25 protein-coding genes and 1 tRNA gene are annotated in these 26,279 nt (G+C 68.3%); 10 read left to right on the top strand and 16 right to left on the bottom strand.

What is annotated here, in order from left to right; genetic code table 11:
- Positions 1-37 precede the first annotated feature (37 nt).
- The gene (locus tag ACQ5SP_RS07320; protein WP_430937693.1) at positions 38-1,648 is read right to left on the bottom strand and encodes a L,D-transpeptidase family protein; all 1,611 of its coding nucleotides are present in this window, start codon (positions 1,646-1,648) and stop codon (positions 38-40) included.
- A gap of 315 nt (positions 1,649-1,963) precedes the next feature.
- Between ACQ5SP_RS07320 and ACQ5SP_RS07315 the strand changes: the two genes are divergently transcribed.
- Positions 1,964-2,533, top strand: a complete 570-nt coding sequence (locus tag ACQ5SP_RS07315; RefSeq protein WP_430937692.1) for a YcbK family protein — start codon at positions 1,964-1,966, stop codon at positions 2,531-2,533.
- 60 nt (positions 2,534-2,593) lie between these two features.
- Here the strand turns inward: ACQ5SP_RS07315 and ACQ5SP_RS07310 are convergent, their stop codons facing one another.
- The 7 genes from ACQ5SP_RS07310 to ACQ5SP_RS07280 form a co-directional block, all read right to left on the bottom strand.
- Positions 2,594-3,859, bottom strand: coding sequence for a glutamate-5-semialdehyde dehydrogenase (locus ACQ5SP_RS07310; protein WP_430937691.1), 1,266 nt, complete (start codon positions 3,857-3,859; stop codon positions 2,594-2,596).
- The gene (gene proB, locus ACQ5SP_RS07305) at positions 3,856-4,965 is read right to left on the bottom strand and encodes a glutamate 5-kinase (protein ID WP_430937780.1); all 1,110 of its coding nucleotides are present in this window, start codon (positions 4,963-4,965) and stop codon (positions 3,856-3,858) included. The genes ACQ5SP_RS07310 and proB overlap by 4 nt, the downstream gene beginning before the upstream one ends.
- Complete coding sequence (gene obgE / locus ACQ5SP_RS07300; RefSeq protein WP_430937690.1) at positions 4,962-5,999, bottom strand: GTPase ObgE; 1,038 nt, start codon at positions 5,997-5,999, stop codon at positions 4,962-4,964. The genes proB and obgE overlap by 4 nt, the downstream gene beginning before the upstream one ends.
- Before the next feature lie 51 nt (positions 6,000-6,050).
- Entirely contained in the window at positions 6,051-6,575 is a 525-nt protein-coding gene (locus tag ACQ5SP_RS07295) for a GNAT family N-acetyltransferase (RefSeq protein WP_430937779.1), read from the bottom strand.
- A 244-nt stretch (positions 6,576-6,819) separates the two neighbouring features.
- Positions 6,820-7,089, bottom strand: coding sequence for a 50S ribosomal protein L27 (gene rpmA, locus ACQ5SP_RS07290; RefSeq protein ID WP_430937689.1), 270 nt, complete (start codon positions 7,087-7,089; stop codon positions 6,820-6,822).
- Positions 7,090-7,095: 6 nt separating this feature from the next.
- Positions 7,096-7,746 carry a 50S ribosomal protein L21 gene (locus tag ACQ5SP_RS07285; protein ID WP_430937688.1) on the bottom strand — a complete coding sequence of 217 codons (651 nt, stop codon included), beginning with the start codon at positions 7,744-7,746 and terminating at the stop codon, positions 7,096-7,098.
- 193 nt (positions 7,747-7,939) lie between these two features.
- Entirely contained in the window at positions 7,940-8,764 is an 825-nt protein-coding gene (locus ACQ5SP_RS07280; protein WP_430937687.1) for a DUF2059 domain-containing protein, read from the bottom strand.
- A gap of 179 nt (positions 8,765-8,943) precedes the next feature.
- Between ACQ5SP_RS07280 and ACQ5SP_RS07275 the strand changes: the two genes are divergently transcribed.
- From ACQ5SP_RS07275 to ACQ5SP_RS07260, 4 genes are all read left to right on the top strand, one after another.
- Positions 8,944-9,033: transfer RNA gene (locus ACQ5SP_RS07275), tRNA-Ser, on the top strand.
- Between the two features lie 133 nt (positions 9,034-9,166).
- Positions 9,167-11,704, top strand: coding sequence for a cation:proton antiporter (locus ACQ5SP_RS07270; RefSeq protein WP_430937686.1), 2,538 nt, complete (start codon positions 9,167-9,169; stop codon positions 11,702-11,704).
- Between the two features lie 170 nt (positions 11,705-11,874).
- Entirely contained in the window at positions 11,875-12,072 is a 198-nt protein-coding gene (locus tag ACQ5SP_RS07265) for a hypothetical protein (protein ID WP_430937685.1), read from the top strand.
- Between the two features lie 9 nt (positions 12,073-12,081).
- Positions 12,082-13,395 carry an MFS transporter gene (locus tag ACQ5SP_RS07260; RefSeq protein ID WP_430937684.1) on the top strand — a complete coding sequence of 438 codons (1,314 nt, stop codon included), beginning with the start codon at positions 12,082-12,084 and terminating at the stop codon, positions 13,393-13,395.
- Positions 13,396-13,500: 105 nt separating this feature from the next.
- Here the strand turns inward: ACQ5SP_RS07260 and ACQ5SP_RS07255 are convergent, their stop codons facing one another.
- On the bottom strand, positions 13,501-15,108 hold the full coding sequence (locus ACQ5SP_RS07255; RefSeq protein WP_430937683.1) for a pilus assembly protein TadG-related protein: 1,608 nt from the start codon (positions 15,106-15,108) through the stop codon (positions 13,501-13,503).
- A 235-nt stretch (positions 15,109-15,343) separates the two neighbouring features.
- Here ACQ5SP_RS07255 and ACQ5SP_RS07250 point away from each other — a divergent pair, with 235 nt between their 5' ends.
- Complete coding sequence (locus ACQ5SP_RS07250) at positions 15,344-16,705, top strand: nicotinate phosphoribosyltransferase (protein ID WP_430937682.1); 1,362 nt, start codon at positions 15,344-15,346, stop codon at positions 16,703-16,705.
- Positions 16,706-16,801: 96 nt separating this feature from the next.
- On the opposite strand, the gene ACQ5SP_RS07245 is transcribed toward ACQ5SP_RS07250, so the two are convergent.
- The 6 genes from ACQ5SP_RS07245 to ACQ5SP_RS07220 all read right to left on the bottom strand — a co-directional run bounded on the left by ACQ5SP_RS07245 (position 16,802) and on the right by ACQ5SP_RS07220 (position 21,281).
- Entirely contained in the window at positions 16,802-17,008 is a 207-nt protein-coding gene (locus tag ACQ5SP_RS07245) for a hypothetical protein (RefSeq protein ID WP_430937681.1), read from the bottom strand.
- Positions 17,005-17,664, bottom strand: a complete 660-nt coding sequence (locus ACQ5SP_RS07240) for an acyl-homoserine-lactone synthase (protein WP_430937680.1) — start codon at positions 17,662-17,664, stop codon at positions 17,005-17,007. The genes ACQ5SP_RS07245 and ACQ5SP_RS07240 overlap by 4 nt, the downstream gene beginning before the upstream one ends.
- A gap of 205 nt (positions 17,665-17,869) precedes the next feature.
- On the bottom strand, positions 17,870-18,571 hold the full coding sequence (locus ACQ5SP_RS07235) for an autoinducer binding domain-containing protein (RefSeq protein ID WP_430937679.1): 702 nt from the start codon (positions 18,569-18,571) through the stop codon (positions 17,870-17,872).
- 213 nt (positions 18,572-18,784) lie between these two features.
- Positions 18,785-19,153, bottom strand: a complete 369-nt coding sequence (locus ACQ5SP_RS07230) for a helix-turn-helix domain-containing protein (protein WP_430937678.1) — start codon at positions 19,151-19,153, stop codon at positions 18,785-18,787.
- 114 nt (positions 19,154-19,267) lie between these two features.
- On the bottom strand, positions 19,268-20,035 hold the full coding sequence (locus ACQ5SP_RS07225; RefSeq protein WP_430937677.1) for an HpcH/HpaI aldolase family protein: 768 nt from the start codon (positions 20,033-20,035) through the stop codon (positions 19,268-19,270).
- A 10-nt stretch (positions 20,036-20,045) separates the two neighbouring features.
- Positions 20,046-21,281, bottom strand: coding sequence for a urate hydroxylase PuuD (locus ACQ5SP_RS07220; protein ID WP_430937778.1), 1,236 nt, complete (start codon positions 21,279-21,281; stop codon positions 20,046-20,048).
- A gap of 112 nt (positions 21,282-21,393) precedes the next feature.
- Here ACQ5SP_RS07220 and ACQ5SP_RS07215 point away from each other — a divergent pair, with 112 nt between their 5' ends.
- Positions 21,394-22,326, top strand: a complete 933-nt coding sequence (locus ACQ5SP_RS07215) for a LysR substrate-binding domain-containing protein (RefSeq protein ID WP_430937676.1) — start codon at positions 21,394-21,396, stop codon at positions 22,324-22,326.
- Here the strand turns inward: ACQ5SP_RS07215 and uraH are convergent.
- On the bottom strand, positions 22,311-22,676 hold the full coding sequence (gene uraH / locus ACQ5SP_RS07210; RefSeq protein WP_430937675.1) for a hydroxyisourate hydrolase: 366 nt from the start codon (positions 22,674-22,676) through the stop codon (positions 22,311-22,313). The two genes, ACQ5SP_RS07215 and uraH, sit on opposite strands and share 16 nt — an antisense overlap.
- Positions 22,677-22,845: 169 nt before the next feature.
- Between uraH and puuE the strand changes: the two genes are divergently transcribed.
- From puuE to ACQ5SP_RS07195, 3 genes are read left to right on the top strand one after another with little or no spacing between them, the layout of a single operon-like run.
- Positions 22,846-24,267 (top strand): allantoinase PuuE, encoded by a 1,422-nt coding sequence (puuE, locus tag ACQ5SP_RS07205; protein ID WP_430937674.1) that lies wholly within the window; start codon positions 22,846-22,848, stop codon positions 24,265-24,267.
- The gene (locus ACQ5SP_RS07200) at positions 24,264-24,791 is read left to right on the top strand and encodes an ureidoglycolate lyase (protein ID WP_430937673.1); all 528 of its coding nucleotides are present in this window, start codon (positions 24,264-24,266) and stop codon (positions 24,789-24,791) included. Before puuE ends, ACQ5SP_RS07200 begins: the two co-directional genes overlap by 4 nt.
- Before the next feature lie 25 nt (positions 24,792-24,816).
- Entirely contained in the window at positions 24,817-26,262 is a 1,446-nt protein-coding gene (locus ACQ5SP_RS07195; protein ID WP_430937672.1) for a uracil-xanthine permease family protein, read from the top strand.
- Positions 26,263-26,279: the final 17 nt, after the last annotated feature.

Genomic DNA, 26,279 nt, shown 5'->3' with positions numbered 1-26,279 from the left:
GCGCGCCGCGCGGCCGCCCGAAACCCTGCCGGAAGGCTTAGCTTTGAATGGCGCGGAGCGCCACCCCGGCGCGGCTGAGAGCGTCGAAGATGCGCCCGTCACGGCCATAGATGTCGGCCCGGTAATTGACGCCGCCTTTCGGATCGACCCAGGCGGTGCGGTAGGTCAGGTGCACCGGCACCGGCGACTGCAGATCGATCTGGGTCTCGCGGCCGCTGTCGAGCGCACGGTGAAAGACGCCTTTCGGATCGGGGGTTTGCGGCGCGAGCAGGTGGTAGGCCAGCTCGAACGGCCGCTGGACGCGGACGCAGCCATGGCTGAAGGCGCGCACGTTCCGCCCGAACAGCGATTTCTGCGGGGTGTCGTGCAGGTAGATGTTGTAGCGGTTGGGAAACATGAACTTCACCAGCCCCAGCGCGTTCGACGGCGACGGCGGCTGCTTCATGTCGAAGGGAAAGTTCCGCTCGTTGAACTGGGTGAAATCGACGTTCTGGCGGTTCACGACCCGGCCGCGCGCATCGATCAACCGGAGATGCCCGACCGCGTTGGGATTCCGCTTGAGCTGCGGCAGGTATTCCTGCGTCGCGATGGAACGCGGCACGTTCCAGGTCGGGTTGATCACCATGTGTTCCATCACGTCCGAGAATTCCGGCGTGCGCAGGTCAGAGCGGGTCCGGCCCACGACCACGCGGGTCTCGAAGCTGACCTTGCCGTCATCGACGACATAGCCATGAAAATCCGCCTGGTTGACGAGGATATGCCGCGCCCCGAGCGGCTTGTTGAGCCAGCGCTCGCGCTCGAGCCCCACGATGACCTGCTGCAGACGCGTCCGCGCCTGGGTATTGATCGCGGCCAGGGTGTTGTCGCCGGCCACGCCGTCCTCGGCCAGCCCGTGCTGGCGCTGGAAGCGCTGCACCGCCTGCTGAAGCGCGGCGTCGTAGCCGGCCGCGGCGGAGCGGTCCATGTACCCCATCCGGATCAGCCTGTCGCGCAGCGCGATGACCTGTGGGCCGCTGTCGCCCGGCTCGAGCTTTCCGGCGCGCACCGGCGCGCCCCAGCCGCCCCGCCCGACAAGGCGTTCCAGCCGGCGCTTTTCCTTGAGCAGGCGCACATAGCCCTGGCTCTGCGGCGGCAGCGCGCGCATATAGGCCGCCGGCGACGATTGCGAAAACGCGCGGATCTGCGCGAGGCGGTCGCGGCGCGGCGGATCGAGCACGAGCCCGGCATCCACCGACCCCGGATCGAGAACGCCGGACTGGATATCCTCGGCATACCGCAGGAAAAGCCGGCTGATCTCGACCTCGACGCGCCCGCGATCCGCGGCGCTCCGCACCCCGGCGAGCAGCTCGCGCAGGGCCGCCGGACGGTAGCGGTCCGCGGGCAGGCCGTGATCCCCGGCCGCCTCGAGCGCGGCGACGAGGGCGGTGCGGCGCTTGGCGTCGTCACGCCCGGTCCAAAGCGCCTCGTACTCCGTCTCGCGGTAAAAGGCCGACAGGGCCCGATCCTCCGCGGCGGTCTCGGCCACCGCCTGCTTGAACGCGGTGATCTGAGCCAGCGCCCCCTGCGGCGTGGCCACCAGAAGCGCCAGCAGCATCAACGCCGCCGGCAGGCGCAGGCCGAAAGTCAGCGTCTTTCCGTCATCAGTCATCGTATCCGATCCAAATCTCTGTCCGCGGCACAGGCATATCCTTAGCAGAATGCTACGGTTTCCCCATCGCCTGTCCACTCACGTTTAAGCCAATGGCCTGCCCTGTCGCGCGTTTACAACGCCCTGCGGAAAACGCGATACCCTCCCCCGAACCGGTGAAGTTGAGCGAAACTTTGCCGATTTTGCCCCCGCCCGCATATTCTCGACGTGCCTGGCTTGGCGCGGCGGGGGGTCTTGTGCGATAAAACCAGCGTCTGGGGGGACATTTCGCGAAGCTGCATCAAGCAGCGAGCAAAAACGGGACAGGCACGACTCATGGCAGCTGACAATTCCGCGACGTTGACCAGGCGCGCGCTTCTGGGCGCCTTTGCCGCAACCGCCGCCACCGCGGCACCCTACTACGCCAACGCGGCCGGCTTCCTGCGCGGCGGCGGCGACATCCGGCGGCTCCGCATGCATTCCCAGCGCACGGGCGAAACGCTCGAGACCATCTACTGGATCGAGGGCGAGTACATTCGCGAGGCGCTGCGCGAGATCAACTACTTCATGCGTGACTGGCGGACCGACGGCGTCACGAGCATCGACAACCGCGCCATCGACATCATGGCCGCGGCGCACGGCCTGCTCGAGGTTGACGAACCCTACATGCTGCTTTCGGGCTACCGCTCGCCGCAGACCAACGCGATGCTGCGCCGCCGGTCCAGCGGCGTCGCGAAGAACTCGCTGCATCTCAAGGGCCAGGCGGCCGACCTGCGGCTCAACTCGCGCTCGGTCAGCCAGATGGCCCGCGCCGCCGAGGCCTGCCGGGCCGGCGGCGTCGGGCGCTACTCGCGCTCGAACTTCGTGCATATGGATTGCGGCACGGTGCGCAGCTGGGGCCGGTAGGCCCCTGCCCCATTCCCCGCTGCCCCGACGCGCCCGCCCTGACCGGCGGGCGTTTCCCGTTCAGGACCGGATCGTGCCGTCGCCCTCGACGAGATACTTGAAGCTGGTGAGCTGCTCGGCCCCGACCGGGCCGCGGGCATGCATCTTTCCGGTGGCGATGCCGATCTCGGCCCCCATGCCGAACTCGCCCCCGTCGGCGAACTGGGTCGAGGCGTTGCGCATCAGGATCGCGCTGTCGAGCCGGGCGAAGAAGCGATCCGCCGTCGCGTCGTTCTCGGTGATGATCGCATCCGTGTGCTGAGAGCCGAACCGCCGGATATGGGCGATCGCCCCGTCGACGCCGTCCACCGCCCGCGCCGCGATGATCATGTCGAGATACTCGCGGCCGTAATCCTCGTCACCCGCGGGCACGGTGCCGGCGACGGCCCGGAGCGTCTCGTCGGCCCGCACCTCGACCCCGGCGGCGACGAGATCCTCCAGGAAGGGCGCACCGTGCGCGTCGAAGAACGCCCGGTCCACCAGGACGCATTCCGCGGCCCCGCAGATGCCGGTGCGCCGGGTCTTGGCGTTCAGGATCACGCGGCGCGCCTTGTCGATGTCGGCGTCCCGATCGACGTAGATGTGGCAGATCCCTTCGAGATGGGCGAAGACCGGCACCCGCGCCTCGCGCTGCACCAGCCCGACAAGCCCCTTGCCGCCGCGCGGCACGATCACGTCGATGAACGCGGTGGCCTTCAGCATTTCGCTGACCGCCGCCCGGTCGCGCGTCGGCACCAGCTGGATCGCCGTCCCGGGCAGGCCCGCGGCGGCGAGGCCTTCGATCAGGCATTCATGGATCAGCCCGGCGCTGTGGAAGCTTTCCGATCCGCCACGCAGGATCACGGCGTTCCCGGCCTTGAGGCAAAGCGCCCCGGCATCCGCCGTGACGTTCGGACGGCTTTCATAGATCACGCCGACCACGCCGAGCGGCGTGCGCACGCGCCGGATATGCAGCCCCGACGGCATGTCCCATTCGGCCATGACCCGGCCCACCGGATCCTCCTGCGCCGCCACGGCGCGCAGCCCGGCGACGATGCCGGCGATCCGATCCTCGTCGAGCATCAGCCGATCCATCATCGCGGGGCTGAGCCCCTTGTCCCGGCCGAACGCCAGGTCGCGCTGGTTGGCCGCGACGATATCGGCGCGGCGGCGCCATACCGCGTCGGCCGCCGCCTCGAGCGCCCGGCGCTTCTGCTCGGCGCCGGCATAGGCCAGGTCCGCCGCGGCCGCGCGCGCAGCGGTCCCGATATCGCGCATCAGCGCGGGAATGTTCTGCGTGTCCGTCATAGCACCATGTCGTCCCTGTGGATCAGCGCCGCCCGCCCCGGATAGCCCAGCACGGCCTCGATCTCGCCGCTCTGGCGGCCGGCGATCAGCCGGGCTTCCTCGGCGGTGTAGCGCACCAGCCCCTTGCCCAGAGTCTCGCCCGAAGGGCCGAGGATCGCAACCGGCTCGCCCCGGCCGAACGTGCCGACGACCCGCGTCACGCCGGCGGGCAGCAACGACTTGCCGCGGCCGAGCGCCCCGGCCGCGCCGGCATCGACCGCGAGCGCGCCGCGGGTCTTCATGCCGGCGATCCAGTGTTTGCGCGCGGCCCCCGGGTCGCCTTGCGGGCTGAACCATGTGCAGGGCACGGCGCCGGCCGCCAGCCTGGCCAGCGGGTTCGCCACCGAGCCCTCGGTAATCGCCATGGCGCAACCGGCGCCCGTGGCGGTCTTGGCCGCCATCAGCTTGGTCTTCATGCCGCCCCGCGACAGGTCCGATCCGGCGTCGCCGGCCATCGCCTCGATCTCGGGCGTGATCTCGTCGATCACGTCGAACCGCCGCGCCGCGGGATCGGTCCTGGGATTGCCGGAATAGAACCCGTCCACGTCGGAGAGCAGCACCAGCGCGTCGGCCCCGCACATCAGCGCGACCTGCGCGGCCAGCCTGTCGTTGTCGCCGAAGCGGATCTCGTCGGTCGCGACGGTGTCGTTCTCGTTGACGATGGGCACCGCGCCGAAGCCGAGCAGCGTGCCGATGGTCGCGCGCGAGTTCAGATAGCGCCGCCGATCCGCGCTGTCCTCCAGCGTGACGAGAACCTGCGCGGTGGTCAGGCCATGGGGCGCGAGCGCCTCTTCATAGGCGCGGGCGAGCCGGATCTGACCGACCGCCGCGGCGGCCTGGCTCTGTTCGAGCGCGAGCGCGCCATCCCCGAGCTCCAGCACCCCGCGGCCGAGCGCGATCGAGCCCGAGGAGACCAGCACGACGTCCTGCCCGCGAGCCTTCGCCGCGGCCACGTCGGCGGCGAGCCCGGCCAGCCATTCGGTCCGGAGCGCGCCGCTTGCCCGGTCGACCAGCAGCGCCGAGCCGATCTTGACCACGATGCGCTTCGCCGCGTCGAGCGGCCTCAGGGTCGCCACGGCGTCTCCTCCTCCCCGGCGGCGGCCTCGGCGCCGCGGGCGCGGTCGATCTCGGCCTTGAGGGCGCGCAGAACCTCGGTCACGCCCTCGCCGCTGACACCCGAGAGCATCATGACCGGCTCGCCATGGGCCGCTTCCAGCGCGGCGCGCCGGGCGTCGCGCTCGGCGTCGTCCAGAGCGTCGATCTTGTTGAGCGCGGTCACCCGCGGCTTGTCGGACAGGCCATGGGCATAGGCGTCGAGCTCGTGGACGATGGTGGCGTAATCCTCGGCCACCGTCTCGGAGGTCGCGTCCACCAGGTGCAGGAGCACCGCGCAGCGCTCGACATGGCCGAGGAAGCGGTCACCGATCCCCTTGCCCTCATGCGCGCCCTCGATCAGCCCCGGGATATCGGCCATCACGAATTCGGCGTTGTCCACGCCGACCACGCCGAGGTTCGGATGCAGCGTCGTGAAGGGATAATCCGCGATCTTCGGCCGCGCGTTCGAGGTCGCCGCGAGAAAGGTCGACTTGCCCGCATTGGGCAGCCCCACGAGCCCCGCATCCGCGATCAGCTTCAGGCGCAGCCAGATCACGCGTTCCACCCCGGGCTGGCCCGGGTTGGCGTGGCGCGGCGCCTGGTTGGTCGAGGTCTTGAAATGCAGGTTGCCGAAGCCGCCGTTGCCGCCGCGGGCCAGCCGCACGCGCTGGCCCACCTCGGTCAGGTCCGCGATCACGGTCTCCTCGTCCTCGTCGAGGATCTCGGTGCCCACGGGCACGCGCAGCACGATATCGCCGCCGTCGCGCCCGGTGCGCTGTTTGCCCATGCCCGGACGGCCGTTCTCGGCGAAGAAATGCTGCTGGTAGCGGAAATCGATCAGGGTGTTGAGCCCCGTCACCGCCTCGGCCCAGACGTCGCCGCCATCGCCCCCGTCGCCGCCGTCGGGGCCGCCGAACTCGATGTATTTCTCACGCCGGAAACTGACGCAGCCATTGCCGCCGGAACCGGAACGGATCGTCACCTTGGCGAGGTCGAGGAACTTCATGGGAATCTTGTCCTTTGCCGTTCCTCCCTATCGCAAAAGGGACGGACGGGCTCAATCGAGTTTACGCAGGTAGGTCCAGGTGGGCACGGTCGCGCCCCGGGCCACGGAATAGGCTTCGGCATCGCCGAGATACTCGAACCCCGCCCGCGTCAGCACCCGGGCCGAGGGCGCGTTTTCCTGGAAGACGGAGGCGAAATAGGTCTTGTTGCCCAGCGGGTTGGCGCGGATCAGCGCCTGCACGGCCTCCGACGCGTAGCCCGCGTTCCAGAACGCCGGCGCCACCCAGTAGCCGATCTCGGACTGGTCGCGGTCGAGTTCCTTGAGGGAGATGATCCCCAGCACCTCGGACTGGCCGTCGGCGCTGCCGTCCATGGCCCAGACATGCTCGTCCCGGGCGTCGGCCATCGCGCGCGCGATGAAGGCCTCGGTCGCGCCGGGCGGCAGCGGGTGCGGAACCGTCGTGGTCATCTCGGCCACGCGCCGGTCGCCGGCATAGAAGGTGATGAGCCCTTCGTCGGATTTCCTGAGCGGGCGCAGGGTAATGCGCTCCGCCTCGACCACGGGTTGAACGACCATCTGCTCGATTTTCACCAATACTACCTCCCTAACTTATGGCGCGGCCTCCCCGCGCGCGCCATTCCGGTTTTCTCGCCCGCGCCCCCGAGATGGCGACGGCTGCCCCGTCGCGCAAGCGTCCTGTCACGCAACCGGGACGGATCGTGACCGCTTAGACGGCGATCATGACTTTCCGGTTAAGAAATGGAAAAGGGGACCGGCCGGTGCCGATCCCCTTGAAACTCTTGCGACTCTCAGGTCCGGCTTACTCGGCGGCCTCCGCTTCGGGAAGCACGGATACGAAGGTACGGCCCTTGAACCCCTTGCGGAAGGTCACACGCCCCTCGTCGATCGCGTAGATGGTGTGATCCTTGCCCATGCCGACACCCTCGCCCGGCCACCACTTGGTGCCGCGCTGGCGCAGGATGATGTTGCCCGGAATCACTTCCTGGCCACCGAATTTCTTGACCCCGAGACGGCGTCCGGCGGAGTCGCGACCGTTACGGGACGAACCGCCTGCTTTCTTGTGTGCCATTGGTCGTTACTCCTTCTCTGCGGCCAGGGTCTTCGCCTGCGCGACCCAGTCCGGCTTGATTTTCACGGTCTCGACCGCGGCGATGTCGTCGTCGCTCATGGCCGCGAGCTGCGCGTAGGTGGTGATGCCGGCCTCGGCCAGCTTCTTGACGGCGGCCGGGCCGACGCCGGTGATCGCCGACAGGTCGTCCGCGGCGGCGGGCTTCGCCTCGGCCTTGGCGGGCGCGGCCTTGGCGGCGGCCTTCTTCGGCGCGGCCGTCTTCTTGGCCGGTGCAGCGGCCTCGACCGCGGCGCCCGACACCGAGCCGGCCCCGATCGCGGCCTTCACGCCGCTCTTGTCGGCGCCCGACGCGAGAATGTCGGTCACCCGCAGGAGCGTCAGCTGCTGGCGATGACCGCGGGTGCGCTGCGAGCCGTGCTTGCGGCGGCGCTTGACGAAGTGGATGACCTTGTCGCCCTTGATCTGGTCGATGACCTCGGCCTGCACAGCCGCGCCGTCGACGAGGGGCGTGCCCATCGTCACCTTGTCACCGCCGACCATCAGGACCTCGTTGAACTGAACGGTCTCGCCGGCATCGGCGGCCAGCTTCTCGACCCGGAGCACGTCGCCGCTCTGGACCTTGTATTGCTTGCCGCCGGTTTTCATCACCGCGAACATCTGCGTCTTCCTTTTCCTTGCCGCGCCCTGCGGCCCCCGTTCGGGTGTTCGTCGCGGGTTGTCCCGCGCCTCGGGCTGCGCGCCCCTTGCGGGCGGTTGTCAAAACAGGACCACGCGGCAGCCAGGGCCCCGCGTGGAGGCCGCTGTATCGGTCAATCCGGCCCTATTGTCAAGCGCTGCGCACGGGGCCGGTTCAGATCTTCTGGCCGGACATGAAGCGCGCCACCGACGCGCCCAGCCGGCGCGAGATCGCGGTGAACATGGTGTCGAAAGCTTCGAAAAGCGCCCGGTTGTAGCGCCGGCCGACTTCGCTTTCGGAGAAGGCGATATAGGCGTCGAGTTCCCCGCCCGTCAGCGGACGGTAGGCCAGCGCAAGGTAGGAATAGATCCACTCCTCGGTATCGCGGCGGATCTCGGGTTCCTGCGACCAGACATCGGCCAGCATTTCCTCCTCGCTCATGGCGTAGGGAAAAGCGTCGCCTTCGTTCAGCGCGACGTAGAAGGCGTAGTTGGCGTTGAGCGCCCCGACCACGTTCGATTCGACCAGGTCGTTGGCGTCCACGAAGGCGCGCAGCCGCCCGATGCGCGGGCCGTCGGCCGCGATCAGTTCCTCCAGCAGCGCCTTGCTCTCGTCCTCCACCTCCGGGTCGAGCAGCGCGCTGCGCGCGCTGACCTCCAGCGTGATGACCCGCTCGCCGAGGTCGGACTCGAAGAAATCCAGCGCCTTCTCGACGGTGGCGGGTTCCAGCCGGCCGGCGAAATCGGTGACGAAGATCTCGCGCATCGCGTCGGTCGCGTAGATGCCCGAGACCGTGGCCTCCCAGGCCGCGCCGCCCGAGCCGGGGAAGAACTGCGTCTCCAGCTCCCCGGCGTAATCGAGGCCCTCGGCGCGCATCACCTCGAGCACGTCGCTCATGCCGAGCGCCTCGAGCAGCCGCCGCTCCTCGGGCGTGGGGGTCGCCGCCATGGCCGGGGTCCAGACCAGAAGAAGAAGCGCAAACAGGAATCGGTGTGCCATGTGTCAGCCGTCCGGAGGAAACCGGGGCCGCGTCCGCCCCCGCATGACGACGAGTCCTAGCACCGGGTGGCCCGGAATCCAATCACCCTCGCCCGCGGCCGCGCACGCCGCATGCGGGGGGTTGCACGCGCGGTGTCATAGGGTTATCTCAGCCCCGCGACCGCGCAGAACGCGCTTGCGGAGAGGTGCCGGAGTGGTCGAACGGGGCGGTCTCGAAAACCGTTGAGCCTTCACGGGCTCCCAGGGTTCGAATCCCTGTCTCTCCGCCACTTTCCTTTCCGCTGCCCGTGTTGCCCGGCGATCTTGTCGCCAACCCTCCCCAGAAAGGACAGCGTTCCTGCCCGAACCCGGTTTCCGAGCTCGAGAATTCCCAGAGCCCGGAATTCCCGCTAGGTCAGGGTCATGGATATCGTTCTCGTCACCACGGTCATCGCGTCGCTGTTCCTCGTGATCGGGGCGGCCGAGCCGCTGGCCGCGCGGCTGCGGCTGCCCTACAGCGTGATCCTGGCCGTGATCGGCGTACTGATCGGTACCGCCGCCATCTTCTTCCTGCGGACAGACCTGACCGATGCGCTGAACCCGGTGGCCGAGGCGATCCTGGGCCTGCCGATCCGGTCCAACATCTTCCTCTACGTCTTTCTCCCGACGCTGCTGTTCCAGGCGACGCTGGGCATGAACCTGCGCCGGATGCTGGACGACTGGGTGCCGATCCTCGTGCTGGCCGTCGTGGCCGTGGTGGTCGCGACGCTCGGCGTGGGCTACGCCCTCTCCTGGGCCAGCGCACTGCCGCTCGCGGCCTGCCTGCTGATCGGCGCGATCGTGTCCACGACCGATCCCTCCGCGGTGGTCAGCATCTTCCGAGCCATCTCGGCCCCGCGCCGGCTGGCGCGGATCATCGAGGGCGAGAGCCTGCTGAACGACGCCGCCGCCATCGCGCTGTTCGGCCTGTTCATGGGCTTCGTGATGCTGGGCGTCCCCGATCCCAGCCTCGGGGACGCGCTGGCGCGTTTCCCGCTGTTGATCGCGGGGGGCGCGTTCACGGGCTGGCTGGCGGCCCGGGTCGCGGTCCGGGTCATGGCGCTTTTCAGCCGGTTCGAGCTGGCGCAGATCTCGATCTCGGTCGCGCTGCCCTACCTGGCCTATATCGGCGCGGAGCAGAGCATCGGCGCCTCGGGCGTGATCGCCGTGGTCGCCGCCGGGCTGACGATGAACCTCACCGGGCCGGGGCGGCTGCCGCCGCAGGCCTGGGCCAACCTGCGCGAGCTGTGGGATGTGCTGGCGCATTGGGCCGGGGCGCTGATCTTCATCCTCGCGGCGCTGCTGATCCCGCGGCTTCTGGAAGAGGTGCGGGCCGAGGACTTCATGCTGGTCGGCGTGGTGATCCTGGCCGCGATCGCGGCGCGGTCGGTCATCCTGTTCGGGCTGCTGCCCCTCCTGACGGCGTTGCGGCTCTCGCCGGCGGTGGAGCGTCCCTACCGGGTCGCGATCCTCTGGGGCGGGCTGCGGGGCGCCGTGACGCTGGCGCTGGCGCTCGCCGTGACCGAAAGCTTCCGGGTCCCTGACGGGATCCAGCGCGTGGTCGGCATCCTCGCCACGGGCTTCACGCTGTTCACGCTGATCGTGCAAGGCACCACCCTGCGCTGGATGATCGGCCGGCTCGGTCTCGACCGGCTCTCCCCCATCGACGAGGCGCTGTCGCGCCAGGTCGTCGCCGTGGCGCTTCAGACCGTGCGCGAGGACGTGGCGCGCACGACCGAGAACTACGAGCTGAACCACGACACGGTGCGATCCGAGGCCAAGCGTTTCGGCGCGCGTCTCGACGACGCGGTGAAATCGGCCGAGGACAGCGCCGACATCCTCGACCGCGACCGCGTCACGCTGGGCCTGATCGCGCTGGCCGGACATGAGCGCGACACCATCCTCGCGCGGGTGCGGGAACGCACGATCTCGTCACGCATGGCCGACCAGATGCTTTCCGACGCCGATCGCCTGATCGAGGGCGCGCGCAGCGCCGGGCGCAGCGGGTATCAGCGCGCGGCCCGGCGCACCGTCGCCTTCGGCCCGCGGTTCCGGGCCGCGGTGATCCTGCACAATCGCTTCGGCCTGTCCTTTCCCCTCGCCCGGATCACCGCCGACCGGTTCGAGCATCTCCTGTCGCAACGGCTCATCCTGCGCGATCTCGGCGGTTTCATTGACGGGCGGATCCGCCGCATCCATGGCCGCCGCGTGGCGGAGCTGCTGCACGATCTGCTGTCGCGGCGCATCGAGGCCGTGGAAACCGCGCTGGAAGGGCTGCAACTCCAGTATCCGGGCTACGCCGAGAAACTGGAACGCCGCTTCATCCGCCGTACCGCGTTGCGGCTGGAGGAACGCGAATACACCGCCATGCGCGAAGACGGGCTCGTCGGCGCCGAGGTCTACACGGCGCTGATGCAGGAGATCGGCCGCCGGCGCGCCGCCGCCGAGAAACGCCCGCACCTGGACATCGCGCTCCGACGCACGGAACTCGTGCGGCAGTTCCCGCTTTTCGCGGATCTCGAGGAGGCCGCGCTGAAGCGGCTGGCCCGGGTCCTGACGACCCGCCATGCCAATCCCGGCGAAATCCTCCTGCGCAAGGACAGCGCCGCGAAAAGCGTGTTCTTCATCGCCTCGGGTGCCGTGGAAGTGGAGACCGCCGGCCAGACATGGCGGCTGGGGCGCGGCGAAATGTTCGGCCAGATGGCCATTCTCATGAAGAAGGCGCGCCGCACCGAGGTCCGGGCCATCGCGCCCTCGACGCTTCTTGAACTGGGCGAAGAGCGCTTCCGCCGCCTGCTGAAACGCAGCAAGGCGCTGCAGGACGCCGTGCGCGCCAGCGCGGAGAAGCGCGGGATCGCGCCGGGGGACCTGTTCCCGCCGGAGGAGGCATCGCGGAAACGCCGGGATCGCGGGATGCCATGAGGCCGCTGCGCGGGGCCGTCGAGCCGGGCGGCGCGGCGGCCCCGGCGTCGGCCGATGCCGTCTTGCGCGTCCCGCCGCCCGCCATCCATCCTGCCCACCCGCCCCTTCGCCCCGGCGGCGGGTGCCGGGGCCGGCTTGTTCTCTCCACGGCGTCAGGATACGCCTCGGGTATGACAACGCCCCGTCGCCCCCCGGGCCACCCGGCCCCGACCGCCCGGCTGAACCGCGCCGGGGGGTATCCGCGCGCGGTCGCGAAGGTCACGACGACGGCCGGGCGGGCGCTGATCCATCAGCCCATGCAGCATCCTCTTGACGGTGCGGTGGCCGGTGACCGGAATGAACCGGCGGCCATCGCCCGCTATCCCTGAGGCGCTCCCATGTTCGAGATCCTGACCGACCGCACCTATCGCCACCTGTTCCTGGCCCAGGTGGTGGCGCTGCTCGGCACCGGGCTGGCCACGGTGGCGCTGGGGCTGCTGGCCTATGACCTCGCCGGCGACGGGGCGGCGATGGTGCTGGGCACGGTCTTCACGATCAAGATGGTGGCCTATGTCGGCATCGCGCCCATCGCCGGCGCCTTCGCCGACCGGGTGAACCGGCGCGTGCTGCTGGTGACGCTGGACGTGGTGCGGGCCGCGGCGACGCTCTGCCTGCCCTTCGTGACGGAGGTCTGGCAGGTCTACGTGCTGATCTTCCTGCTGCAATCGGCATCGGCCGCCTTCACGCCCACCTTCCAGGCGACCATTCCCGACGTTCTGCCCGAAGAGGCGCGCTATACCCGCGCGCTGTCGCTCTCGCGGCTGGCCTACGACCTCGAGAACATCGCCAGCCCCACTCTGGCCGCACTGCTGCTGGCGGTGATGAGCTACAACTCCCTGTTCCTCGGTACCGTGGCCGGCTTCGCGGCCTCGGCGCTGCTGGTGGTCTCGGTCCTGCTGCCAAGCCCGGAACCCGCGGAACCGCGCGGCATCTACGACCGCACGACCCGCGGCATCCGCATCTATCTCGCCACGCCGCGGCTGCGCGGGCTGCTCGCGCTGAACCTCGGCGCCTCGGCCGCCGGCGCGATGGTGCTGGTCAACACGGTGGTGATGGTGCGCGGCACGCTCGGCCTGTCGGAAAGCGCACTGGCCTGGACCATGTTCGCCTTCGGCGCGGGCTCTATGCTCGCGGCGCTGATCCTGCCGCGCATCCTCGACCATCTGCGCGACCGGCCCGTCATGCTCGCGGGCGGGGGTGTCATGATCCTCTCGCTGCTGGGGCTGGCGGCGTCGATCCTGGCCGTCGGCCTTGCCTGGCCGGTCCTGCTGGGGACCTGGCTGCTAACCGGCCTGGGCTACGCGGCAGTCCTGACGCCGTCGGGCCGGCTCCTGCGCCGCTCGGCCCATCCTGCGGACCGGCCCGCCGTCTTCGCGGCGCAGTTCGCGCTGAGCCACGCCTGCTGGCTGGCGAGCTATCCGCTGGCGGGCTGGCTGATGACCGCGGCCGGCGCCGTTCCGGCGCTGCTGGGACTGGCGACGCTCGCCACGGGCGGGTTGTTGGCGGCGCTTGCCCTCTGGCCCGCGGCCGACCCGGAGGCGCCCCTGCACCGGCATGACGACCTGCCGTCGGACCATCCCCACATCGCCGGGGGGCGCGCGCACCGGCACGGCTACGTGATCGACGATCTGCATCCCCGTTGGCCGCACTGAAAGCGGCGCGGCATGACATGGATCGGGGATGACGTGCTTGCATTGGCACGGGCTCGCTGCATGCCCGCGTAACACGCGGCCCAGCCCCGGACATTGCACCTGCGCCTAGCGCGGCGCGACGTGGCGGATGACCTCGAAGGCCGGTGAAAACGGGCCGCCCTCTTCCTCGCAGGCCAGGAAGGTGTGCCCGGCCGCCAGCTTGACCGACCCGCTGGCGTAATAGCTCGCGCCGTAGTGGTCGCTCCCCTGGGCCGAGGCGCCCGCGAAGTGAATGTCGCCGTCCACGACGAAACTGACATTCGAGCCGCTGAAGCCCGCAGGCACCTGCATCCGGCCGGCCGACATGATCGTGGTCCGCTCTTCGGGATCGCAGACATTGCCCGAGGCCCCGACACGGGCCTGGGAATGGGCCGAGACCGCGCCGCTGCTGTCGGTATTCGTCGTCATGATGAAACTCGCCGTGATCGCGGCGCCGCGACCGAAATGCAGCTTGCAATCGGTTATGATGGCGACGTTTTTCAGCCCGTCCGCGCCGTTGCTGTCGTCGAGCGTCAGCTCGCCGCTCTTTCCGCCGCCACCGCCGCCGCCGTTGCCGCCGCCGCCCCCGTTGTCCTTGTCCTTGCCGCCGCCCTTGCCATTGCCGTTGCCGTTGCCGTTGTTGCCGCTGTCGTCGGCCGCGTCTTCTTGGTCACCGGCGGGATCGCTGCCACCGCCGCCCCCGCTACAGGAGACGTTGTAGGTCAGGCCCTCGGGGATCGAGGTCAGGCTTTCGAACTCGGCTTCGGTCAGGCTGACCACGTCGCCGAGACGAAGCCCGGCCGTATCGACCACCGCCTCCAGCGGCGTGAGATCGGCGTGATCGGTCATGTCGCCGAAGATCGCGTCCTTTTCCGGCGTCATGTCGTCGCCGGCCGCGACGAAGGCGCCCGACGCGCGCGACACCATGGCGGGGATGTCCGGCATCAGGATATTCGCCTCGAACTTCGCGGCATCGGACCCCGGGTTGGCCCCGTCGGTGCACTTGCCGTTGCAATCCGCGAGATCCGGCATCCCGACCCCGGCGCCCGGCTCGAACTCGGTGCGCTGGGGCATCCAGACACGTTCCTTGCTGTAGAGGCAGAATTCGCTGCCGACATATTGCGAGGAGGTGGTATCGAGCTGCCCCTGCGCGTAGATCCCGTCCGACCCCGAGCACCCCGACAGCGGCAGCACCGCCGCGACGCCCGTCACCTGCATGTTCCAGGCGATCTTTTCCACCTGCCCGCGCGTGGCCAGCGAGGCCAGGCGCAACATGAAGGTGCGCACCGAATTGCCCACCGACTCGTCGCGGTGCAGCGTCACCGAGACCGCGTTGACCGGTCCGGCGGCGTTCACGCTGTTGCTCGCGGGCTCGTAATGCACCAGCCGCACGTCCTGGTCCGCATCGGCGATGAGCTGACCGAAGACCGATTGCGGCATGTTGAGCGCGATGGCATCGATCGCGGTCTGGCGAACCGTCGACAGGTCATCCCCCCGCGCCAGGCTGACCACGCCCGCATGCGCCGCCACGTCGGCCGTCTGCTGGATCTGCTGCTGGTTGCGCCAGGCATTGGTCCCGTCGACGGCGAAGCCCGCCATCAGGAAGCAGAGCATCATCCAGAACAGCGCGAAGACCGTCCCGGCACCGGACTCGTCGCGGCGCAGACGCGCGAGCGCCCGCGGGACAGGGTGCACCCACACCGGCCACGTCTTTACCTGGTTTCCTGCCTCTGACATCGACTGCCTTTTTACTGGTCCGCAACGGCCTGACGCTGCCTCAACGCCTCGGGCTCAGGGTTTCGCAAGTCTTAAGGGCGGAAGTTTGGCGGAGATGTGGATCAAAACCGGCGGTTTCCGGACAGAACCGCGCCGCGCGGTTGCCCCGTCATGCGGTGTCGGGCAGGATCGGCGGGCCAGCGACGGGAATCCCATGGACCGGACCGAAAGCTTCCTGCTGACCGATCTCTACCAGCTTGCCATGATGGAGGCCTATCTGGCCAACGGGCAGACCGACACGGCGGTCTTCGAGTTCTTTGTGCGCAAGCTGCCCGACCGGCACGGGTTCTTCCTTGCCGCGGGACTCGAACAGGTGCTTGCCTTCCTCGAGGAGCTGCATGTGCCCGAGGACGACCTGGCCTGGCTGGGCGAAAGCGGGCGCTTCGGCGCCGCGTTCCTCGACCATCTCGCCGGGTTCCGCTTCACCGGCGATGTCGAGGCCATGCCCGAGGGCACGGCCTTCTTTCCAGATGCGCCGATCCTCCGTATCACGGCCCCCCTGCCCGAGGCGCAGTATGTCGAGACCCGGATCATCAATATCCTGCATTACCAGTCGCTCGTGGCCTCCAAGGCCGCGCGCATGAGGCTGGCGGCCGGCGGGGCGCGGCTGATCGATTTCGGCCTGCGCCGCGCCCACGGGGCCGAGGCCGGTCTCTTCGCCGCGCGCGCCGCCTATATCGGCGGCTTCGACGGGACCGCCACCGTCGCCGCCGCGCGGCGCTACGGCGTGCCCGTCTACGGGACCATGGCGCATTCCTTCGTCCAGGCGCAGGACACCGAGGACGCTGCCTTCACGCGCTTCGCCCATGCCCGGCCCGAGGGGCTGGTTCTGCTGATCGACACCTACGATACCGAGGCGGCGGCGCGGAAGGTCGCCGCGCTGGCGCCCCGGCTGCGTGCCGAGGGGATCGAGGTGCAGGCGGTGCGGCTGGACAGCGGCGATCTCGGCGCGCTGGCGACATCGGTGCGCGCGATCCTCGACGGGGCGGGCGAGACGGAAATCGGCATCATCGCTTCGGGCGGGCTCGACGAGGATCGCATCGCGGGGCTGGTCGCCGCCGGCGCCCCGATCGACGGCTACGGCGTCGGCTCCAGCCTGACGACCTGCTCGGATGCGCCGGTGCTCGACTGCGCCTACAAGCTGCAGGAATACGCGGGGTTGGCGCGGCGCAAGCTGTCGGCCGGCAAATCGACATGGCCCGGCCGCAAGCAGGTCTGGCGCAGCCATGACCCGGCCGGGACGATGGCCGGCGACGTGCTCAGCACGGCAGAGGACTGGCAACCCGGCGCGCCCCTTCTCCGGCCCGTGATGCGCGGCGGGACCCGCTGCGCCCCGGCCGAGTATCTGGGCGCGATCCGCCATCGCGCGGCCGCCGAGATGGACCGCCTGCCCGCACGCCTGCGGCGGATGGATGCGCCGGCCGATTACACCGTCGAGGTCGCGACGCCCCTGCGCGACCTGGCCGAGGCGGTGATCCACCGCATGGAAGCGGCCGAGGGTCGCAAGCTGCGCTGAGCCCCTGCCCGCAAGGCGTCGTGGCCCGTCATGCGGGCCACGCCATTCTTTCATCCCCTGTCGGCATCCCCGGCCCGTGCGCCGGGTGGGCCGCGATCAGCTCGGCGTCAGGCAGGCCGGTATCGCGACCAGCTCGAAGATCAGCCGAACCGTCGCCTCGACCTCTTCCTCGGTATCCGCGGCGGCGAGCTGTTCGGCACAGTATTGCCGGAGCCCGGGATCCTCGATCGAGGCAATCAGCGACAGCATGCCGGCCTTCCCGACCGGTGTCGCCTTCTGGGCCTGGGTGACACGGACATTCATGCCGCGACCTCCGCCGCCATCTTCGGCTCGACATGATCCGCGCCGACGAACACGTCGTGATGGATGCCCGCGAAGTTACGCACACGCTGGATGCGCTCGTCGGTACAATCCAGCAGGGCGGCAAGCGCCTTGACCTTGCCCATCTGCTTTGGCGTGCCGATGTAGTCGTAGGGCGCATTGTCCGATCTCTTTAACAGGCGATCGACCAGGGGATCGGTCACGGTCACGATATCCTCGATCCCCGAATTCTTCGCGAATTCCAGCGCACCAATCATCAGTTCGCAGGTTGCGTAGGAGACGGAGTTGCGCGCCGTGCCACGGCCCAGGCGTTCCGTATCCACGCAGAACCGGGTCGATTCCCAGAGGGTGGCACTGCGGATCGGCGGTTCACCGTCGAGCAGGTCGGAAAACACATCCGCCAGCATGTGCGGACCCGTCGTCTGCAAGGCCCGCACGCAAGAGACGACATGCCCCTCGTCGTCCACACCGATCACATAGGCAGGGTCAAGGTCATCGAACTTGTCGATTTCCTTTCCATCGCGGACATCCACTTCCCAGCCCAGACGATCCTGGAAAACACGCGCCCGAAGGCGAAACATCTCGTCGAGGAGCTGCGTGTGCTTGTCCCGGTTCAGGGCATCAACGACAATAATCATAGCATTTCCCTTCTTGTTTTGAGCGTCCCTGTGCCACGAAGACTACCGCCGTCCGAAAACGGGACTATTGGGGAAATCCCTTATGGGCTTTCCCGTAACCTTGCAGCTAGGTTTCAAACGCTCTTGAAATCCGAGATTGTCAGGTGATGGCGCAGGCAGGCGTGCCGCCCCGGCAGGCCGTTCCAAAGCCGGAGAGAATCCGAAGTCAGGCGGGGAAAATCAGCCCGAGGCCGATGGCACGTCCGATCGCCTGGGATGTCGTGAGCGCGCAGAGTTTCTCGCGGCTCGACCTCAGGTGGACTTCGACAGTGCGGTGAGAGATCGACAGGATGTCACCCACATCCTGCTGCGATTTTCCGGCCGCAATCCATTGCAATATCTCAAGTTCCCGCGTCGAAAGCGCGGGGTAGCGCAGCAACTGGACGAGGGAATCCGACTGCATCACGTTGTCGTGGATATGCACCGCCACGGACTGAAGCTCACTCAGGAATCGTTTCTTGAGCCGTGCCCATTCGTCAACCTTGCAGTCCCGCGTAACGCTGAACATTCCGATGTCACCATAGGGGCCTCTCACCGGAATGGTGAGACCGCGGTCGGAGATTCCGAACTCGCGCGCGTTGCGGAAAACCGACTGGAAGCGTTCGTTGCGTTCGAGGCGCTGCCAGTCCACGGGTGCGATGCTCCGGCCAGCCTCGTGCAAAGTGGGATCGATACGGTGGAACCCCTTTCGGGCATAGTGCAATTTCCACTCGTCGGGGTAGTTCACGTAGCCGTGGACGGCATCGCCGATACCGCTCTGCCCGGCATATGCGGCGTAATCCAGTTCGAACCGTTCGCAGACCTGATCGAGAAAGCGAGTGTAGTCCTCGTTGGAGCCGCGCGCCATGCTGAGATCGATCAGGTCCATCTGTCGCAGTCACCCACTTTCATCCCGTCCCTTTGCCTCGCTGCACGCGTTTCGCTGGCCCCGAGGAAAGAGCTCTTGAACTGCTCGAATTCTGCTTCACTCCAAGCAGGTACCGATCCAGGACACATCCGTACTTTCAATCGAAAGCCACATCCTAGACGCAAGTACAGGTTATCACAGAAAACTGGTCAGAACACCAATCTCTAATCGTTGTTATCGCCCGATGGCCTCCGGCCGCCGGATCGCGCGGGCGAGGCTGAGCAGCGCGCGGCGATGCTCGGCGGGCAGGCTCAGGAAGGCGGTGGCGAGTTCGCGGGCCTCGGTTTCCATCTCTGCGGCCGGGTCCGCATGGCGGGCGACGCCCCTGTCACCGGCATGGGCGAAAAAATAGGAAATCGGAACGTCGAGGCTTTGCGCGATCTTCCAGAGTTTGGAGGCGCTGACGCGGTTCCGGCCCGTCTCGTATTTCTGAATCTGCTGGAACCTGACGCCGATCTCGTCGCCCAGATCGCGTTGCGTCATGCCAAGTTCGCGCCGCCGCCTGCGAATTCGGGTGCCGACCAAGAGATCGATTTCCGTCATGCCAGTCCTCGTAGAATCGCCCAAATCAATGCCGGCATAAAAGCGCAAAATGCAACCTATGCGCAAGTGATTTAACCCTACCTACACCGAAACGGAGAACCCGGGGCGCGCGGCTCAGGCCCGGAAGGCGGAGGCAAGCCCGCGGGCGGCGGCCCCGAAAACGGTCACGTCACCACCCACGGCGACGAAGCGGGCGCCTGTGGAGATATGGCGTTCCGCGCGGGCCGGATCGAAGGCGATGATGCCGGCCGCCTTGCCGCTGGCCGCGATCCGCGCCAGCGCATCCTCCGCGACGCGGTCGAGTTCCGCGGGGCTCACCGGCCCTGCCCGGCCCAGGTCGGCGCCGAGATCCGCCGGACCGACGAAAACGCCGTCCACGCCCTCGACGGCGCAGATCGCATCGAGGTTGTCGATCGCGGCGCGGCTCTCGGCCTGGACGATGGTGCAGATCTGGGCATTGGCGGTTTCGACGTAATCGGCGGCGGCGTTGTAGCCCGAGGCCCGCGCCAGCGCCGCCCCCACCCCGCGCCGCCCCTCGGGCGGGTAGCGCAGCATCGCCACCACGTCGGCCGCCTGCGCGGCCGTATCGACCATCGGGATCAGGAAGCTCTGCACGCCGAGATCCAGCATCTGTTTCACGACCCAGTCCTGCCCCACCGGCGGGCGCACCACCGGCGTGGCCGGGCTGCCGTTCATCGCCTGGAGCTGGGCCAGAAGCGTCGGGATCGTGTTGGGCCCGTGTTCGGCGTCGAGCAGCAGCCAGTCGAACCCGGCATGGGCCGAGATCTCCGTCGCGACCGGGCTGGCCATGGCCTGCCAGAACCCGATCTGCGTCCGTCCCGCGGCAAGCGCCTGTTTCAGCGGGTTCACGGGGGCGGGCATGGGCGTCTCCTCAACTGCCGGCGCCGGTCGCGGCGCGGTACCACTCGACGATCTTCCGGCGCTCGGCCGCCTCGATATAGGAGACATTGGCCGGCGGCATGGCGTGGGTCAGCCCCGCCTGCAGGTAGATATCCTTCGCATATCGCGCGATCTGGGCTTCGGTTTCAAGGCGCACGTCCTTGGGCGCCCAGCGGATGCCGTCCCAGAAAGGTTCGGCCGCGTGGCACATGGAACAGCGCCCGAGCACGATGTCATGAACCTCGTCGAAGCCCGCCGCGGCGACGAACCGTTCCTGGCGGGGCGTCAGCGTCGCCGTGCCGTCCTCGGCGGTGGCGCGCATCGGTGCGGTCGAGAGCCACATGACCAGGATGAACAGGATCGCGGTGGCCAGCCAGGTCCAGGTCGGGTTTCCGGCCCGGGCGTGGATCGTGTTGAAGTAGTGCCGGATGGTCACCCCCATCAGGAAGACGAGGCTCGCGATGATCCAGTTATACTCGGTGGCGAAGGCCAGCGGGTAATGATTGGACAGCATCAGGAAAAGAACCGGCAGCGTCAGGTAGTTGTTGTGGGTGGACCGCTGCTTGGCGATCTTGCCGTATTTTGGATCCGGGCTGCGGCCCGCCTTGAGATCGGCGACGACGATTTTCTGGTTGGGAATGATGATCATGAAGACGTTGGCCGACATGATCGTCGCGGTGAAGGCCCCCAGGTGTAGCAGCGCCGCGCGGCCCGTGAACACCTGCGTGTAGCCCCAGGACATCGCCACCAGCACCAGGAAGAGCGCCCCCATCAACACCGTCTGGTTGGCGTCCACGAAGACCCGGCAGAGGGTGTTGTAGGCCAGCCATCCCAGCGCGAGGGAGGCCAGCGAGATCAGGATGCCCTGCCAGGGCGCGATATCGGCGACGTTCGGATCCACAAGGTAGAGATCGGCGCCGAGATAGTAGATCAGCACCAGCATCGCGAAGCCCGAGAGCCAGGTCGCGTAGCTTTCCCATTTGAACCAGGTCAGGTGCTCAGGCAGCCGTTCGGGCGCCACGAGGTATTTCTGGATGTGGTAGAACCCCCCGCCATGCACCTGCCATTCCTCGCCATGCGCCCCGGCCGGCAGGTCGGGCGCCTTGCGAAGACCGAGGTCCAGCGCGATGAAATAAAAGGAGGATCCGATCCAGGCGATCGCGGTGATGACATGGACCCAGCGCACCGCGAAGGCCAGCCAGTCTCCCATGACGGCAAGTTCGAACATGATGACCTCGTATTGCTCCGGCCCGAGAGTGACCGGATGCGTGCCTTCCGTGAAGCCGAACAATCAACCAAGCACTTTCAAAGATACCAGAACAATCCTAAGCTCCGCGCCCATGTCCTATGTCAACAACGTGCGCATGTTCCTGCGGGTCTACGAACTCGGATCGATGTCGGCGGCCGCGCGCGACCAGCGGGTGTCGCCGGCCGTCGCCTCGAGCCGCATCGCGGAGTTGGAAAAGCATCTCGGCGTGCGCCTCTTCAACCGCACGACCCGCACGCTCAAGCCCACCGAACACGGGCGGATCTTCTATGACGGGGCGCTCAAGGTGATCGAGGCGATCGAGGCCGCCGAGGCCGCGGTCGCGGATGTCGCCCACAACCCGCGCGGCTCGATCTTCGTGGCCGCGCCGCTGGGCGTCGGGCGGCGCTTCATCGCGCCGCACGTGCCGGCGTTCAAGGACGAGTATCCGGAGATCGACGTCCGGCTGCGGCTGTCGGATCGCAAGGTCGACATCACCGCCGAGGGGCTCGACGTGGCCTTCACGCTCGGCCAGCTGGAGGATTCGAACCTGAAGGTGCGGGTGATCGCGGACTGTCCCCGCATCCTCTGCGCGGCGCCCGCCTATATCGCGCGCCGCGGCATGCCGGCCAACGGCCGCGCACTGGTGACCGACAAGCATGACTGCCTGCTCCTGCGCTTCCCCGGACAGCCGGAATTCCAGTGGCTGCTCTCGACCCCGGACGGGCCGATCCGCTTCGAGGTCTCGGGACCCTACGAGTCGGATGACGGCGACGTGCTGACGATGTGGGCGCTCGAGGGGCGCGGCATCGTCAACAAGCCGGTCTTCGAGGTCGCCGAACACCTGGCCTCGGGCGCACTGGTGCCGGTGGCCGAGGACACGCCGCCCGTTCCGGTGCAGCTGGCCTGTCTCTACCCCCACAGGCGCCTGCAGGACACCAAGATACGCGTCTTCATAGATTTCATGATCGCGCGCTGCCGCGAGGCGTTGCGCGCCAAGGAAGCGCTGGCTCAGCTGCCGCGATAGGTGGAATAGCCGAAGGGCGAGACCAGCAGCGGCACGTGGTAATGGCTGTCGGCCTCGCCGATGCCGAAGCGGATCGGCACCAGGTCGAGGAAGCGCGGCGTTCCGCTGTCGGTGCCCTGCGCGTCGAGATAGGCGCCCACGTCGAATTCCAGCTCGTAGGTGCCGATGGCGAACTCCGCCGCGGGCAGGATCGGGCTGTCGGTGCGCCCGTCGGCATTGGTCCGCATCGCGCGGATCTGCGTCCGCCCCTGCCCGTTTAGCCGGTAGAGCGTGACCGTCATGCCCGCCGCCGGGCGCCCCGTCGCCGTATCCAGAACATGGGTCGTCAGGAAACCGGTATCGCCGCTCATCTCGCGCTCCTGTCTGTTTGCGCCATCATGCGCCCTGCCCCGGTTTCGGGGAACCGGGCGGGAAACTGAAGTGCTTATGGAAAATTTTGAAAACATGGGACGGCTTTCTCGATTATGAACGATCTCAGGCGTCGCCGGAAGAGCGGCGGACCAAGCCAGGGAGACCCGATTGAAACGCTACCCGCGCGACATGCAGGGCTACGGCGCCACGCCCCCCGACGCGCAATGGCCGGGGGGCGCCCGGATCGCCGTCCAGATCGTGGTCAATTTCGAGGAAGGCGGCGAGAACTGCATCCTGCATGGTGACCCGGCGTCGGAGGCGTTCCTGTCCGAGATCGTCGGCGCGGCCGCCTGGCCCGGCCAGCGGCACTGGAACATGGAATCGATCTACGAATACGGCGCCCGGGCCGGCTTCTGGCGCCTGCACCGGCTCTTCACCGGACGCGGGATCCCGGTCACCGTCTTCGGGGTGGCCACCGCCCTTGCCCGCGCCCCCGCCCAGCTCGAGGCGATGCAGGAGGCCGGCTGGGAGATCGCCAGCCATGGGCTCAAGTGGATCGAGCACAAGGACATGCCCGAGGAGGAGGAGCGCGCGCAGATCCGCGCCGCGATCCGCCTGCACGCCGAGGTGACGGGCGCCCCGCCGCGCGGCTGGTACACCGGGCGCTGTTCCGTGAACACCCTTCGCCTGGCCGCCGAGGAAGGCGCGTTCGACTACATCGCCGACAGCTATGCCGACGACCTGCCCTACCGGGTCCGGGTCGCAGACCGCGATCAGCTGATCGTGCCCTACACGCTCGATGCCAACGACATGCGGTTTGCCACGCCGCAAGGCTTCAACGCGGGCGACCAGTTCTTCGCCTATCTGCGCGACAGTTTCGACGCGCTCTATGCCGAGGGCGCGGCCGGCCGGCCAAAGATGCTGTCCATCGGGCTTCACTGCCGGTTGGCCGGGCGCCCGGGCCGGATCATGGCGCTGCAGCGGTTTCTCGACCACGCGCTGGCGCATGACGACGTGTGGTTCGCACGCCGCATCGACATCGCGGAACACTGGCAGGCCACCCATCCCGCCCCGGCGCGGGCGACCCGCCCCTCCGAGATGGATCGCGCCGCCTTCGTCGCGGCCTTCGGCGGCGTGTTCGAGCATTCGCCCTGGATCGCCGACCGCGCCCATGCGCTGGAACTGGGCCCGGCCCATGACAGCGCGGCCGGGGTGCACAACGCGCTGGCCCGCGTCTTCCGCAGCGCCAGCCCCAAGGAGCGGCTCGGCGTGCTGACCGCGCATCCGGACCTTGCCGGCAAGCTCGCCGCGGCCCGGCGTCTGACGGCCGAGTCCACCGCCGAGCAGGCCTCGGCCGGGCTCGATGCGCTGACCGACACCGAACGCGCGAGCTTCGAGCGCCTGAACACCGCCTATGTCGAGAAATTCGGCTTTCCCTTCATCATCGCGGTGCGCGACCACGACAAGACCTCGATCCTCGCCGCCTTCGAGCGCCGGATCGCCAACGACCGCGAGACCGAGTTCGCGGAGGCCTGCCGGCAGGTGGAACGCATCGCCCGGCTGCGGCTGTCCGAAAAGCTTCCGGAATGAGCCGCGAGATCGCCATCGCGCCGCTGACCGCGGAGGCCTTCGCGCCCTTCGGAGAGGTCATCGCGCCCGAGGGCCCGCCGGACGCGATGATCAATGCCGGCATGTGCGCGCGCTATACCGATCGCGCGACGCTCGACTTCGCACCGGAGGGCCGCGCCGGGATCAGCCTCTTCCACGGCCAGCCGTACGCGCTGCCGCTGACGCTGGCACTGATGGAACGCCATCCGCTGGGCAGCCAGGCCTTCCTGCCGCTCTCGGCCGATCCCTTCCTGGTGATCGTGGCCCCCGACGCGGAGGGCCACCCGGGCCGGCCACTGGCCTTTCGCACGGCGCCCGGCCAGGGCGTCAACTATCGCCGGGGCACCTGGCACGGTGTGCTGACCCCGGTCGGGCGCCCCGCCCTTTTCGCCGTGGTCGACTATATCGGTCCCGGCGCCAATCTCGAGGAACACCGCTTCGAGGTTCCCTACACGGTCGGGACGGCCGTGGATGCCAAGGCGTTCGCAGAAACGCCGGACACATAGCCAACACTCACGGGAGGAACGAGACATGGCCGACAGCTCCATAGGAACGCCGGAGCAACTCCGCGATCCGAATTATACCCCGCCGCTCGTCAAGGCGGTGCCGCTGGGGATCCAGCACGTGCTGGCGATGTTCGTCTCGAACGTCACGCCGGCGATCATCGTCGCCGGCGCCGCCGGGTTCGGCTTCGGCTCCAACTCGCCGGATTTCCCGGAAATGCTCTACCTGATCCAGATGTCGATGCTGTTCGCCGGCGTCGCCACGCTGATCCAGACCATCGGGGTCGGCCCGGCGGGCGCGCGGCTGCCCATCGTGCAGGGCACCAGCTTCGCCTTCATCCCGATCATGATCCCGCTGGTCGCGGGCAAGGGCGTGGACGCGCTGGCCGCGCTCTTCGGCGGCGTGATCATCGGCGGTATTTTCCATGCGCTGATCGGCACCTTCATCGGGCGTATCCGCTTCGCGCTGCCGCCCCTGGTGACCGGGCTGGTGGTGACGATGATCGGGCTCGCGCTGGTCAAGGTCGGCATCGAGTACGCCGCGGGCGGCGTCCCGGCCAAGCAGTTCGACAACCCCGAATACGGCAGCCTCCTGAACTGGTCGGCCGCCTTCGTGGTGATCGTCGTCACGCTCGGGCTCAAGTTCTTCGCCCGCGGCATGCTGTCGGTCTCTGCCGTGCTGGTGGGCATCCTCGCGGGCTATGCCTACGCGCTCGTCATGGGCATCCAGAGCGTCGAGGGCATCAGCCAGAGCTGGACCTTCGCCAAGAGCTTCGCGCTGCCGGACCCGTTCCGCTACGGCTTCGAGTTCTCGCTGGCGGCGGTCATCGGCTTTTCGCTGATGGCCTTCGTCTCGGCGGTCGAAACGGTGGGCGACGTGTCGGGGATCACCAAGGGCGGCGCCAACCGCGAGGCCACCGACGAGGAGATCCGCGGCGCGACCTTCGCCGACGGGATCGGCACGGCGATCGCCGGGATCTTCGGCGGCATGCCCAACACCTCGTTCAGCCAGAATGTCGGGCTGATCGCCATGACCGGCGTGATGAGCCGCCACGTCGTGACCATCGGGGCGCTTTTCCTGATCGTCTGCGGGCTCGTGCCCAAGGTCGGCGCGCTGATCCGCACCGTGCCGATCGAGGTGCTGGGCGGCGGCGTGATCGTGATGTTCGGCATGGTCGTGGCGGCCGGCGTCTCGATGCTGGCCGACGTGACCTGGAACCGCCGCAACATGGTGATCTTCGCGGTCGCGCTCTCCATCGGGCTGGGGCTGCAACTCGAGGTGATGAACCTTGCACCCGGCGATCCGAACGCGCTGCAGTTCCTGCCGGACACGCTGCGGGTGCTGGCGGCCTCGGGCATCCTGCCGGCCGCGCTGATCGCCATCGTGCTGAACCTGATCCTGCCGGATACCCTGCCCGGCGAGGCCACCGAGGAGGTCTCCGGCGGCTGGGCCGGCAAGGGCGTCGACCGCTGACCTGACCGCACGACAAA

The organism is Rhodovulum sp. YNF3179, from assembly GCF_050586465.1.
Lineage (GTDB): Bacteria > Pseudomonadota > Alphaproteobacteria > Rhodobacterales > Rhodobacteraceae > CAJXYS01.
The sequence above is the reverse complement of the archived record's forward strand: the minus strand, read 5'-3'. Positions and strand labels throughout refer to the sequence as shown.

Bases quoted from the DNA above. Each gene is read 5' to 3' on its own strand.
- ACQ5SP_RS07320 (WP_430937693.1), bottom strand. From the start codon at position 1,648: ATGACTGATGACGGAAAGACGCTGACTTTCGGCCTGCGCCTGCCGGCG.
- ACQ5SP_RS07315 (WP_430937692.1), top strand. From the start codon at position 1,964: ATGGCAGCTGACAATTCCGCGACGTTGACCAGGCGCGCGCTTCTGGGC.
- ACQ5SP_RS07310 (WP_430937691.1), bottom strand. From the start codon at position 3,859: ATGACGGACACGCAGAACATTCCCGCGCTGATGCGCGATATCGGGACC.
- obgE (WP_430937690.1), bottom strand. From the start codon at position 5,999: ATGAAGTTCCTCGACCTCGCCAAGGTGACGATCCGTTCCGGTTCCGGC.
- ACQ5SP_RS07295 (WP_430937779.1), bottom strand. From the start codon at position 6,575: ATGGTCGTTCAACCCGTGGTCGAGGCGGAGCGCATTACCCTGCGCCCG.
- rpmA (WP_430937689.1), bottom strand. From the start codon at position 7,089: ATGGCACACAAGAAAGCAGGCGGTTCGTCCCGTAACGGTCGCGACTCC.
- ACQ5SP_RS07285 (WP_430937688.1), bottom strand. From the start codon at position 7,746: ATGTTCGCGGTGATGAAAACCGGCGGCAAGCAATACAAGGTCCAGAGC.
- ACQ5SP_RS07280 (WP_430937687.1), bottom strand. From the start codon at position 8,764: ATGGCACACCGATTCCTGTTTGCGCTTCTTCTTCTGGTCTGGACCCCG.
- ACQ5SP_RS07270 (WP_430937686.1), top strand. From the start codon at position 9,167: ATGGATATCGTTCTCGTCACCACGGTCATCGCGTCGCTGTTCCTCGTG.
- ACQ5SP_RS07265 (WP_430937685.1), top strand. From the start codon at position 11,875: ATGACAACGCCCCGTCGCCCCCCGGGCCACCCGGCCCCGACCGCCCGG.
- ACQ5SP_RS07260 (WP_430937684.1), top strand. From the start codon at position 12,082: ATGTTCGAGATCCTGACCGACCGCACCTATCGCCACCTGTTCCTGGCC.
- ACQ5SP_RS07250 (WP_430937682.1), top strand. From the start codon at position 15,344: ATGGACCGGACCGAAAGCTTCCTGCTGACCGATCTCTACCAGCTTGCC.
- ACQ5SP_RS07245 (WP_430937681.1), bottom strand. From the start codon at position 17,008: ATGAATGTCCGTGTCACCCAGGCCCAGAAGGCGACACCGGTCGGGAAG.
- ACQ5SP_RS07240 (WP_430937680.1), bottom strand. From the start codon at position 17,664: ATGATTATTGTCGTTGATGCCCTGAACCGGGACAAGCACACGCAGCTC.
- ACQ5SP_RS07235 (WP_430937679.1), bottom strand. From the start codon at position 18,571: ATGGACCTGATCGATCTCAGCATGGCGCGCGGCTCCAACGAGGACTAC.
- ACQ5SP_RS07230 (WP_430937678.1), bottom strand. From the start codon at position 19,153: ATGACGGAAATCGATCTCTTGGTCGGCACCCGAATTCGCAGGCGGCGG.
- ACQ5SP_RS07225 (WP_430937677.1), bottom strand. From the start codon at position 20,035: ATGCCCGCCCCCGTGAACCCGCTGAAACAGGCGCTTGCCGCGGGACGG.
- ACQ5SP_RS07220 (WP_430937778.1), bottom strand. From the start codon at position 21,281: ATGTTCGAACTTGCCGTCATGGGAGACTGGCTGGCCTTCGCGGTGCGC.
- ACQ5SP_RS07215 (WP_430937676.1), top strand. From the start codon at position 21,394: ATGTCCTATGTCAACAACGTGCGCATGTTCCTGCGGGTCTACGAACTC.
- uraH (WP_430937675.1), bottom strand. From the start codon at position 22,676: ATGAGCGGCGATACCGGTTTCCTGACGACCCATGTTCTGGATACGGCG.
- ACQ5SP_RS07200 (WP_430937673.1), top strand. From the start codon at position 24,264: ATGAGCCGCGAGATCGCCATCGCGCCGCTGACCGCGGAGGCCTTCGCG.
- ACQ5SP_RS07195 (WP_430937672.1), top strand. From the start codon at position 24,817: ATGGCCGACAGCTCCATAGGAACGCCGGAGCAACTCCGCGATCCGAAT.